This window comes from Phaeovulum sp., from assembly GCF_041596715.1.
In the GTDB taxonomy this organism is placed as follows: Bacteria; Pseudomonadota; Alphaproteobacteria; order Rhodobacterales; family Rhodobacteraceae; genus UBA6213.
Genome location: NZ_JBFHIA010000089.1, coordinates 1 through 11,285, shown reverse-complemented (window position 1 = coordinate 11,285; position 11,285 = coordinate 1). Strand labels below are relative to the sequence as shown.

The 11,285-nt window shown below is 63.5% G+C and carries 10 protein-coding genes; 6 read left to right on the top strand and 4 right to left on the bottom strand.

Features of this window, described 5'->3' with window-relative positions; translation table 11 throughout:
* The 4 genes from ABY403_RS07950 to ABY403_RS07935 form a co-directional block, all read right to left on the bottom strand.
* Positions 1-501, bottom strand: a 501-nt coding sequence (locus tag ABY403_RS07950; protein WP_372840236.1) for a pirin family protein, incomplete at its 3' end; no start/stop codon positions are given.
* A gap of 107 nt (positions 502-608) precedes the next feature.
* Positions 609-1,160, bottom strand: a complete 552-nt coding sequence (locus ABY403_RS07945) for a TadE/TadG family type IV pilus assembly protein (protein ID WP_372840235.1) — start codon at positions 1,158-1,160, stop codon at positions 609-611.
* Positions 1,161-1,171: 11 nt separating this feature from the next.
* A complete protein-coding gene (locus ABY403_RS07940) occupies positions 1,172-1,723 on the bottom strand; it encodes a TadE/TadG family type IV pilus assembly protein (protein WP_372840234.1) in 552 nt (183 codons plus the stop codon).
* Positions 1,723-3,384: a hypothetical protein gene (locus ABY403_RS07935; protein WP_372840233.1), complete on the bottom strand. Its 1,662-nt coding sequence runs from the start codon at positions 3,382-3,384 to the stop codon at positions 1,723-1,725. Before ABY403_RS07935 ends, ABY403_RS07940 begins: the two co-directional genes overlap by 1 nt.
* Positions 3,385-3,775: 391 nt before the next feature.
* Here ABY403_RS07935 and ABY403_RS07930 point away from each other — a divergent pair, with 391 nt between their 5' ends.
* The 6 genes from ABY403_RS07930 to dnaG form a co-directional block, all read left to right on the top strand.
* Entirely contained in the window at positions 3,776-5,203 is a 1,428-nt protein-coding gene (locus ABY403_RS07930; protein ID WP_372840237.1) for a Glu/Leu/Phe/Val dehydrogenase, read from the top strand.
* Positions 5,204-5,300: 97 nt separating this feature from the next.
* Positions 5,301-6,551, top strand: coding sequence for a sarcosine oxidase subunit beta family protein (locus tag ABY403_RS07925; RefSeq protein ID WP_372840232.1), 1,251 nt, complete (start codon positions 5,301-5,303; stop codon positions 6,549-6,551).
* Positions 6,552-6,560: 9 nt separating this feature from the next.
* Positions 6,561-6,812: a sarcosine oxidase subunit delta gene (locus ABY403_RS07920; protein WP_372840230.1), complete on the top strand. Its 252-nt coding sequence runs from the start codon at positions 6,561-6,563 to the stop codon at positions 6,810-6,812.
* Positions 6,809-9,709: a 2Fe-2S iron-sulfur cluster-binding protein gene (locus tag ABY403_RS07915; protein WP_372840229.1), complete on the top strand. Its 2,901-nt coding sequence runs from the start codon at positions 6,809-6,811 to the stop codon at positions 9,707-9,709. The genes ABY403_RS07920 and ABY403_RS07915 overlap by 4 nt, the downstream gene beginning before the upstream one ends.
* On the top strand, positions 9,702-10,193 hold the full coding sequence (locus tag ABY403_RS07910; protein WP_372840228.1) for a sarcosine oxidase subunit gamma: 492 nt from the start codon (positions 9,702-9,704) through the stop codon (positions 10,191-10,193). Before ABY403_RS07915 ends, ABY403_RS07910 begins: the two co-directional genes overlap by 8 nt.
* Before the next feature lie 39 nt (positions 10,194-10,232).
* Positions 10,233-11,285 (top strand): DNA primase (gene dnaG / locus ABY403_RS07905; RefSeq protein ID WP_372840227.1); only part of this gene is annotated, 1,053 nt, incomplete at its 3' end.

The window sequence follows — 11,285 nt, the reverse complement described above, 5'->3', positions numbered from 1 at the left end:
CGGGCCGCGCTTACCCCAGAAGTCGCCGACGATCACCTTGACGCGTGTGCCGTCATCGTCGATCACCTCGGGAATGTCGGCCCCTTTCACATCTTGATAGCGCGGCTGGGTCATTTTTAGCGCCGAGGGCAGGTTCGCCCATAGCTGGAAACCGTGCATTTGCCCCTTGGCGTTCCCAGTGGGCATTTCCTGATGCAGAATCCCGCGCCCTGCGGTCATCCACTGCACGTCGCCCGCACCAAGATTGCCCGTGTTGCCCAAGCTGTCGCCATGCATGACGGTGCCTGCAAGGACATAGGTGATGGTTTCGATGCCGCGGTGCGGGTGCCAGGGAAAACCCGCCTCAAAGTCCGAAGGCCGCTCGCCGCGAAAATCGTCAAACAGCAGAAACGGGTCAAGTTCGGTCGGGTTAGAAAACCCAAAAGCGCGGTGCAGATTCACACCTGCGCCTTCGACTGTCGGCTGGGCGCGGCGGTTTTCAAGCACTGGGCGGATCGACATGGGCGGCCTCCTTGCGGTTTTGTGCCCAGAAGATAGGTGCGCCCGCCGCCTGTGCACAGGCAGCGGGCGTCACAGACGATGTGCCAGAATGCACAATCAGAATGGGGTCAGTCTTCCCAGACCACGCGCGGCCCGCGCGGGCGGGTGACGATGAAGTTCTGGTGTGATCCTGCGCCAAGGCCGATGCCGAAAATCGGGTTATATCGCATAGAGGTTTCCACGACGATCGCGGTATCGCCCGCCGGCATCGTCGGAATCCGGTCTGCCTCAAGTGCAATCGAGCTGTTGGTATGGGCCGGCATGTCATGCGTGGCATAAGACCACTCGCGCTGGAACATCTTCAGATCGGCGTCCCAATAGATCGAGGTGACGCGAATCCAGCTGTCGCCCTGCGCGTTCGTCACATAGTCGAACAGCTTGTTCAGCCCTTCCATATAGGCCGCATTGACCGGTGATTTTTCCCGCGAAATCGCGTCGGCCACCGTAAAGGCGCCCTTCATATTGGCGGTTTTCACGCGGAAGGCATCGCTGAACTGGTAGGTCATCGCATACCACGACACCAGCATCAGCGCCGCCAGCGCGCCTTCGATGGCGGTGGCGCCCGAACAGTCGTCGCGCCAGTAGGCGAGATGACGGCGAAGGTGTTGGCGAATGCTCATCGGCCCCTCTCTCATCGCGGTTCGTTGACGAAAGCGGTGACAACAACCAGCGACACCGCACCTGTCGGGTCTTTCACCAGTTGCGCGCCGACACCCGCGCCCGGCATCATCGGGTCAACCTTGAGGCAGACGCGCATCAGCATGAGCTGATCTGAAACCCCGCGCTGAAGAAGCGATTCCTCTTGTTCTTCTGCGGTGCGATCGACGCAGGCAACGGATGTCCCTGCGAGTGCGGTGGTCCATGTGGTCTTGTCGATCTCGAACACTTCGACCTTGAGGTCATTCATGCAGTTGGGCGCAATCGCCATCCGGTTGCAGATCGACCGCTTCAGCGTGGTGTGATCGGGCAGCGGCTCGATCCCAAGCTTCAGAATGCGCGCCGTATCGTCTACCGCGCGATCCAGAAGCGATTGGCGGATCGATAGCGTCGAAAGCTCGATCGACGAGGCAAAGACCATCAGGAAGAACGGGATGAACATCACCGTCGGAATCGTTACGTTGCCATCTTCGCGGCGCAGGAATCGCCGTGGTCGAGCCATGAAATGGGCGATTGTGCTACGCATCAGTTCGTCAGCCGCAAAGAGTTGATCGCAGACGCAATTCCCGCGAAGGCGGTATCAAGCTCGGAGGCCGTCACGCTCCAGAAATAGGCTGGGGCGGTCGCGCAATTGCGCAGCACGGTCTGGCCTGCCGAGGGCGCATCCACTGCCAGCGAAAAGATGACGATGTTGCGGTCGCGGTTCTTGGCTGCCGTGCAGATTGCCGCAAGGTTGGTGTCCTTGTCGTCAAACTCTGATTGTTCGGCCATCTGGTTGTAAAGCGTCGAGGCATTGTTATACGGCACGCCAAGAAAAGCGTTTAGCGCGTATTGCAGCGTGTATTTCTTGGTGTTCCACAGCGTTTCAAAGGTGATGGGGAAGTCGGCGTTGGTAATTTGGCTTTCCTTGTACCACCTGTTGTATTTGAAGCTGTAGTAGGGCTTGGTTATGCCCGGCACGTAATAATAAAGATAATCGGTCGACAAATCGGTGGTCGATTTCGTCGAAACCAGCCCGGTCGAGCCACTGCGATATGCAGCCTTGGTCGAGAAGGTCCGGGTGTTTTGCCCGTCGGTCATCAGCAGCAACACCTTCATGGTGTTCTGATCGGTATATTCGAAGGGCCGTCCGGCCATGTCGCTGCTGATCACATTGCTGGCGGCCAGCGATGTGACGACCGGTTGCGCAGCCGGATCCAGTAGCGCCAGCCCCCATTTCGCACCCATGTCGATCGCCGTGTCGCCACCTGCGGTCAGCGAGTTGATCTTGTCGGTCAGCACGGATTGCTTGTTGGCGAATGGCAGCACTGCCGCCATGCTGTTTTCAGGGCAGTTGATGATGGCGTTCGAAGAACTCCAGTAGGTTTGGGTCGAAAAACCCCATTGGCGATAGTCAAAGCTGTCGCCATACATCGCGCGCTGCAAAGATTGCGACGGCGAGACTGCGGGGCTCGCAAAATCGGATGCCGAAAAGAAGTCTACGCAGGTGCTTTGCGTATGGTCGTTCGAAAGGTTGAAGCGCGCAGCAAGGGTGCTGCCCAATACGACCTGTTGGTTGTAGGGCACGATCGAAATGCCAAGCCGCCCGGGGGGCGCGCCCGCGGGCTGCACGTTCTTGAACATCGTATCGACAAACTGCACGGCTGCGGTGCGCAACAGCGAAATCCGCGTGCCCTTGTAGGAGCCGTTGACATAAACCTTGTCATTCATCGAGCCAGAAATATCCAGCACCATCGAGATTTCGACCTTGCCGATCGACTCGATTGCGCGCGATTGCGCTTTTGCGGTCATTTCATTCAGGCCGGCCAGCCGCGCAAGGAACGTCGGATAGGTATTGTTTACGTCGATCGAGACCTTGCGCCATTCGCCGAAATCGCCCTGTTCAACGATTGGCGTGATGTTCAGCCCGCCAAGCCCGGATTTGGCAAAATAGTCGCGCGCCACTTCCGAAGGGGTCAGTGATTGGCTCAGGTCGGCTGCGGCCAATGCCGCGCGGTCCGATACGCCTTGAATCAACACGCGCCGTTCTTCATTGCGCATGATCTCGATGGCGACGCCACTGACGACCAACATGCCGACAAACAGATAAAGCGCGAATACGATCAGCGAACCTTCTTCGGACTTCGTGAACCCGCGTAAAAATGATGCCGAGCGCCGCGTCATGGCTGACAAGATCAAACGTTGCATCACACACCTCTACACTTGTGCCGCAGCACAAAAACCGCGGTTCTTCACGAACCGGGACGGACTTCATCACTAATAATAAATCTCACCACCGCGGCAGAATTGAGGCAGGTTGCGGCGCAAACGGGGGGCATTGTCCGCGCGCGGCATACGGTGCGCTGCGCTGCAAAGGTTTGTTTCCCGCGCAAAGGGTGCTTGCCAGAATCTCGCCGCAATTCGCTAACGTCTTGCTGTCAAATTGCGCGTAGGACACGTCGAACTGGTCGCTTGCAGGGGGTGATTCGCGCAAATCTACAATGGCGGCGCGGCAGGTTTGCACCTAGGCTCGGCCCGGGCGGCGGGTGCCAAGGAATAGGGCCGATTGCCGCAGCGCAGACGCAGAGGAGCAACCATGCTGCAAAAGACCGAACCGAGCTTTCGCGAATCCGTCGATATCATGTTTGACCGCGCCGTCGCGGTAATGGATCTCAAGCCGGGGTTGATAAAAAAGATCAAGGTCTGCAACTCGACCTATACCGTCCGCTTCGGTGTGCGCCTGCGCGGCAAGATCGAAACCTTCACCGGCTATCGCTCGGTACATTCGGAACATATGGAACCGGTCAAGGGCGGCATCCGCTATGCGCTGTCGGTGCATCAGGACGAGGTCGAGGCGCTGGCGGCACTGATGACCTACAAATGCGCGCTGGTAGAGGCGCCCTTTGGCGGATCGAAAGGTGGGCTTTGCATCGACCCCCGCGCGTGGGACGAGCCTGAACTGGAACAGATCACCCGCCGCTTCGCCTACGAGCTTATCAAGCGCGACCTGATAAACCCCGCCCAAAACGTGCCCGCCCCCGACATGGGCACGGGCGAGCGTGAAATGGCGTGGATCGTCGATCAATACTCGCGCATGAACACCACCGACATCAACGCTCGCGCCTGCGTTACCGGCAAGCCGCTGAACTCGGGCGGCATCCATGGCCGGATCGAGGCGACAGGGCGCGGTGTGCAATATGCGCTGCGCGAGTTTTTCCGCCATCCCGAAGACGTGGCCGAGGCGAAACTGAGCGGCAGCTTGCAGGGCAAGCGCGTCGTGGTGCAGGGGCTTGGCAACGTCGGCAGCCACGCCGCGCGGTTCCTTGCCACCGAGGATGGCGCGCAGATCGTCGGTGTGATCGAACGCGATGGCGGGCTTTGGAACGACAAGGGCCTTGATATCGAGGCCGTGCTTGAATGGATGGCGGCGCACGACGGCATCAAGGATTGCCCCGCGGGCCGCTATGTGGCCGACGGCGCAAGCCTGCTCGAAGCCGAATGTGACATTCTCATTCCGGCGGCGATGGAAGGCGTGATCCACCTTGGCAACGCCGCGCGGGTGCAAGCGCCGCTGATCGTCGAGGCGGCGAATGGCCCGATCACCTCTGGCGCGGATGAGATCTTGCGCAAAAAGGGCACCGTGATCATTCCAGACATGTATGCCAACGCGGGCGGGGTAACCGTGTCCTATTTCGAATGGGTCAAGAACCTCAGCCACATCCGGTTCGGGCGTATGCAGCGGCGCGCCGAAGAGGCGCGCACCAAGGCACTGGTTGACGAGCTTGAACGGCTTTCCGCAGACAAGGGCCTTGGTTGGACCCTGTCGCCAGACTTCAAGGGCAAATACCTCACCGGGTCGGATGAGCTGGAACTGGTGCGCTCGGGCCTCGATGACACGATGCGCACGGCCTATCAGTCGATGCGCGAAATCTGGCGCTCGCGTCCCGAAGTGACCGATCTGCGCATGGCCGCCTATGTCGTGGCGATCGACCGCGTGGCGCAAAGCTACCGCTCGAAAGGGCTCTAGGCGCGGTGGAAAAAACCTCGCGTAATGCGTGGTTTCGCGGTCAGTGATGCATTGCCTTCGCGCCGAATCCCGGGCTTGATGCGGCGCGGAGGGCAAGATGCGCTATTCGGGCTTGAAAGTGCTGGCCGAGGGGCTGCGTGGCGGGGCGGGCTGGCGCCCGTTCTGGCGCAAGGCAGCGCCCGCGGCCGAATATGACGCCATTGTCATCGGCGGCGGCGGGCACGGGCTTGCCACCGCCTATTACCTTGCGCGCGAGCATGGGCTTGCCCGTGTCGCGGTGCTGGAAAAGGGCTGGGTCGGCTCTGGCAACGTCGGGCGCAACACGACCATCGTGCGCGCCACCTACATGATGCCCGGCAACCAAGAGTTTTATTCCACCTCGTTGAAAATGTGGGAAAGCCTTGCGCAGGATCTCAACTTCAACCTGATGTATAGCCCGCGTGGGCTGTTGATGCTGTTTCACTCCGACGGTCAGCGCGATGCCTTTGCGCGGCGCGGCAACGCAATGCTGATCCAAGGCGACGATGCGCAATTGCTGGACCGCGAGGCTTTGCGCGCGCTGGTGCCCTATCTCGATTACGATCAGGCCCGCTTTCCGGTGCAGGGCGCGCTGCTGCACCCGCGCGGCGGCACCGTGCGCCATGACGCGGTGGCATGGGCCTATGCGCGCGCCGCCGATGCACGCGGCGTGGACATCATCGAAAACTGCGAGGTGACGGGCTTCGACTTGGCCGACGGGCGCATCAGCGGCGTGCAAACCACGCGCGGTGCCATCCGTGCGGGCCGGGTAGGCATGGCGGTTGCAGGCCGCTCGGGCGAGTTGGCCGGGCGTGCCGGGTTTCGCCTGCCGGTCGAAAGCCACGTTCTGCAAGCCTTTGTGACCGAAGGGTTAAAACCCTTTGTCCACCACGTCATTTCCTTTGGCATGGGGCATTTCTACATCAGCCAATCCGACAAGGGCGGGTTGGTCTTTGGCGGCGACATCGACTTTTACCCCTCTTATGCGCAGCGCGGTAACCTGCCGATGGCCGAGCATGTGATGGAGGCGGCAATGACCCTGATGCCCGCCATTGGCCGCGCGCGCGTGCTGCGCAACTGGGGCGGCATCATGGACATGACCCCCGATGGCAGCCCGATCATAGATCGCAGTCCGATCGAGGGGCTTTTTCTCAACACAGGTTGGAACTACGGCGGCTTCAAGGCCATCCCCGCCTCGGGTCTGGCCTTCGCGCATCTGATCGCGACCGGCGCGCCGCACCCGATTGCCGCGCGCTTCCGGCTTGACCGTTTCAACACCGGCGCGCTGATCGACGAGGAGGGCACCGGTGCCACGCATCATCTGCACTAGGGGGCGCCAATGCGCCTGATCTGCCCCAATTGCGGTCCGCGTGATCGGCGCGAGTTCTCTTGGATCGGCGCGGCGAGCCTGCTCGACAGGCCAGCGCCGGGGGGCGATTTCGTGGCTTGGCTGCACCTGCGCGATAACCCCGCCGGGCCTTTGGAAGAGCTTTGGTTGCACGAAGCAGGGTGCGGCGCCCTACTGCGCGCCAGTCGCGATACGCGCACACATGCGCTGGCCCCGCTAACCCTTGCCGGAGGCGCGCGATGACCGGAATCGACCGCGCCCAACCAATCACCTTTCGCTTTGATGGCCGCACTGTGCAGGGTTTTGCAGGCGATACGGTGGCCTCGGCCTTGCTGCGCGCGGGCCAGCGGCTGATGGCGCGATCATTCAAATACCACCGCCCGCGCGGTGTGCTTTCGCTCGGCTCCGAAGAGCCTTCGGCGCTGGTCACGCTTGGGCAGGGCGCTGCGCAGACGCCGAACCAGCGCGCCACGATGGTTGAGCTTTACGATGGGCTAGAGGTTTTCAGCCAGAACGCCTGGCCCTCGCTTGCCTTCGATGTGCAGGGGGTCAACGACCTCGCCGCGCCGTTTCTGGGCGCGGGGTTTTATTACAAGACCTTCATGTGGCCGCGCCGCGCTTGGTTTCGGCTTTATGAGCCAATCATTCGCCGCGCCGCAGGTTTGGGCGCACTGTCGGGCAAGGCCGACCGCGGCACAGATGAAAAAGCCTTTTCTTTCTGTGACTTGCTGGTGATCGGCGCGGGGCCTGCCGGGCTGATGGCGGCGCTGACCGCCGCGCGCGCCGGGGCCGATGTGATCTTGGCCGATGAAGGCGCGGCGATGGGCGGGCGGCTGCTTTATGAGGCCGAGGCAGTGGCGGGCAAGCCCGCCGCCGAATGGGTGGCCGAGGTGCTGGAAGAGCTGGCGGGTTGGCCAAATGTCCGCCTGCTGCCGCGCACCACCGTGACCGGGCAGTACGACCACGGCACCTTTGCCGCGGTCGAACGGCTGGCCGGCCCCCCCGCGCCCGACCGTCCGCGCGAGTGTTTCTGGCGCATCGCTGCGGCGCAGTCCGTGCTGGCGACGGGCGCGATCGAACGTTTGATCGCCTTTCCCGGCAATGACCGCCCCGGCGTGATGCTTGCGGGCGCAGTGCGCGGCTATCTGCACCGCTACGGCGTGCAGGCGGGGCGGCGTGTGGTGCTTTTTGCCAATAACGACGATGCGCATCGCACCGCGCGCGATCTGGCCGCTGCGGGGGCAGAGGTTGTGGCGGTGGACCCGCGCGCCGATGCCGTGGCGCAGGGCGATTATGCCTTGCGCGCCGGGGCAGAGGTTGTTGCCACCCGGGGTCGCACAGCACTTCGCCGCGTTGCGCTGCGCGATGGCGCAGGCCGCGTGGAATGGCTTGAGGCCGATTGCCTTGCGGTTTCGGGCGGTTGGAACCCCAATACGCAACTTGCCTGCCATCTGGGCGCAAAACCCGTTTGGAATGAAGTGGTTGGCGGCTTTGTCATGGCACCGGATGCGGTTTCAGACATGGCCTTTGCGGGGGCGGTCATGGGGGCCTGCTCCACCCGTGATGCGCTTGCGGCGGGGATTGCGGCCGGGGCCAAGGCCGCGCGCGCGCTTGGCCTTGCCCCCGTGCCGCCCGACCCGCCCGAGGCCGAGGCCGAAGCGGGCGCGCTGCAACTGCTCTGGCAGGTGGCCGCCCCCGGCCGCGCCTTTGTCGATCTGGCAAATGATGTGACGGTCAAGGATCTGGTGCTTGCCGCCGCCGAAGGCATGGGCGCGCCCGAACACGCCAAGCGCTACACCACCCAAGGCATGGCCCCCGATCAGGGTCGCGGATCGAACAGCACCGCGCTGGCCGTTCTGGCCGATGCCACGGCGCGCGCGCTGGCCGACGCAGGCACCACCACAGCCCGCCCGCCTTTCGTGCCGGTGTCGATTTCCGCGATGGGGGCCGGGGGCGCGGGCAAGGGCTTTGCACCGGTGCGCCTGCCGCCCGCGCATCAGGCCGCACTCGACCACGGCGCGGTGATGATCGAGGCTGGCCCTTGGCTGCGCGCCTCGCATTTTCTGCGCGCGGGCGAGGCGGGCTGGGCCGAGGCTTGCGCCCGCGAAGTGGGCCATGTGCGCGGCGCGGTGGGTGTGGCCGATGTTTCAACCTTGTCGAGATTCGACATTCAGGGCCCTGATGCGGCCCAGTTTCTGACCCGTATTTGCACTAATACGATCAATTCGCTGCAACCCGGCCAGTTGCGCTATTCCCTGCTGCTGCGTGAGGACGGGCATTTGATGGAAGACGGTCCGGTGGCCCGTCTGGCAGCGGAGCATTTTTGGCTTTTCACCTCGTCAGGGTCCGAACCCGCCATGCGGCGGCATCTGGAACTAGCTGCGCAGGGCTATTGGCCCGATCTGCGCGTGCGGATTTTCGAAGCGACAGAGGCTTGGGCGCAATTCGCCATCGCCGGGCCGCGCGCGCGCGATCTGTTGGCGGGGGTGCTGGATGCGCTGCCCGAACTGGCGTTCATGCGCGCCGCGCGCGTGGGCATGGGCGGTGCCGAAGGCTGGCTGCTCCGGCTGTCGTATTCGGGCGAGCTTGGCTATGAGCTGGCTCTGCCCGCGCGCTACGGCGATGCTGCGTTTCGCGCGCTGATCCGTGCTGCCGAGGCGCTGGGCGGCGGTGCCTATGGTCTTGAAGCGATGAACGTTTTGCGCATCGAAAAGGGTTTTCTGACCCATGCCGAAATCGACGGGCGGGCAACGGCCGATGACCTTGGCCTTGGTCGGATGCTGCGTGCCTCTGGCGGCTTCATCGGGGCCGATCTGGCCACGCGTCCGGCGCTGGTTGCACCGGGGCGCAAACAATTGGTTGGCCTTACCCCGGTGTCAGTTGGCGCAACTCTGGCGGCAGGTGGCCATCTTTTTGTGCCCGGTGCGCCGCTTGATCCTGAAAATGATCTTGGCCACGTCACCTCGGCCTGCCAGTCGCCAACACTTGGGCATGCACAGGCGCTGGCGCTGCTGCGCGATGGCCGCGCGCGGCTGGGCGAGACGTTGCGGCTTTGGGATGGGCTGCGCGGCACCGACCAACTGGTAAAAGTCACCGCCCCCACCGCCTACGACACAGAGGGAGGGCGCGCCCGTGGCTGACCTGATCGCGACCGATCCGCTTGCCGCCTTGTTGCCTGCCTGCCACGGGGCGCACCAGCTTGCCGCCGCGCAGCCCGCCCGAATTACTGCGCTTGCGCCCTTTGAAACCAAGGGCTTGCCCGCGCCGGGGCGTAGCACCGCGCGGCCCGGTGGCATCACGCTCTGGGCCGGGCACGGGCTTTGGCTTGCCACGGGCACAGCACCCGAGGCCAGTCCGCAGACCGATGCGACCGATGCTTGGGCGGTGCTTCACCTTACCGGCCCCGCGCCCGAGGCGGTTCTGGCGCGCCTTGTGCCGACAGACCTGCGGGCGCTGCATTTTCGTGCCGGCTCTGTTGCGCGCACGCTCTTGGGCCATATTGCGGTGCTCATCCACCGCCCCGAAGCCGCACCTGATGCGCTCGAAATCTGGCTACCCCGCTCGATGGCGGCACATGCGATTGACGATCTGCTGGGGGCGATGCGCGCGCTTGAGGCCCGCTGAGCGCTGGACTTGGGCGCGCGCGCGCCCAATATAGGCGGCATGAGTCTGCCCCACGGTTTCCTTGAAGAATTGCGCGCCCGCGTCTCGATCAGCAAGGTGGTCGGGCGCAAGGTCACATGGGATCAGCGCAAGTCGAACCAAGCCAAGGGCGATCTCTGGGCACCTTGCCCGTTTCATCAGGAAAAAACCGCGTCTTTTCATGTCGATGACCGCAAGGGCTATTACTATTGCTTTGGTTGCCACGCCAAGGGCGACGCGCTGAGCTTTCTGCGCGAGACCGAGAACATGGGTTTCATGGAAGCGGTCGAGGTCTTGGCGCGCGAGGCGGGTATGGCCGTGCCCGCGGCCGACCCGCGCGCGGCGGCCATTGCCGACCAGCGCACCGAACTTGCCAAGGTGATGGAAGAGGCAGTGCGCCACTACCGGCTGCAATTGCGCACGCAAGCGGGGCAAGCGGCGCGCGAATATCTCGCGCGGCGCAAGCTGGGGCAGGCCACGCAAGACAGGTTTGAAATCGGCTTTGCACCCGACCAGCGGCAAGGGCTTTTTCAGGCGCTGCGCGGCAAGGGTATCGCGGCCGATCTGATCGTCGAGGCCGGGCTTTGCGCGCGCCCTGATGGCGGTGGCGAGCCTTACGACCGTTTCCGTGACCGGATCATCTACCCAATTCGCGATGCGCGCGGCCGCTGCATCGGCCTTGGCGGCCGCGCGATGGACCCTGCGGCGCGCGCAAAATACCTCAACAGTCCCGAAACCCCGCTTTTTGACAAGGGGCGCAGCCTTTACAACCACGGCCCCGCGCGCGAGGCCTGTGCCAAGGGCGCGCCGCTGATCGTGGCCGAAGGCTATATGGACGTGATCGCGCTGGTCGAGGCGGGCTTTGCCGGGGCGGTGGCCCCGCTTGGCACTGCCGTGACCGAGGAGCAGTTGCGTATGCTTTGGCGCGTTCACCCAGAGCCGGTGATCGCACTCGATGGTGACAAGGCGGGCATCAACGCCGCTCTGCGTCTGGCCGATCTGGCGCTGCCGCTGCTAGAGGCGGGGCAGGGGCTGCGGTTTGCCGTATTGCCCGGCGGGCAAGACCCCGACGAT

Excerpts from the sequence above, each read along its gene's own strand:
- ABY403_RS07945 (WP_372840235.1), bottom strand. The coding sequence starts at position 1,160 with ATGAGCATTCGCCAACACCTTCGCCGTCATCTCGCCTACTGGCGCGAC.
- ABY403_RS07940 (WP_372840234.1), bottom strand. The coding sequence starts at position 1,723 with ATGCGTAGCACAATCGCCCATTTCATGGCTCGACCACGGCGATTCCTG.
- ABY403_RS07935 (WP_372840233.1), bottom strand. The coding sequence starts at position 3,384 with ATGCAACGTTTGATCTTGTCAGCCATGACGCGGCGCTCGGCATCATTT.
- ABY403_RS07925 (WP_372840232.1), top strand. The coding sequence starts at position 5,301 with ATGCGCTATTCGGGCTTGAAAGTGCTGGCCGAGGGGCTGCGTGGCGGG.
- ABY403_RS07920 (WP_372840230.1), top strand. The coding sequence starts at position 6,561 with ATGCGCCTGATCTGCCCCAATTGCGGTCCGCGTGATCGGCGCGAGTTC.
- ABY403_RS07915 (WP_372840229.1), top strand. The coding sequence starts at position 6,809 with ATGACCGGAATCGACCGCGCCCAACCAATCACCTTTCGCTTTGATGGC.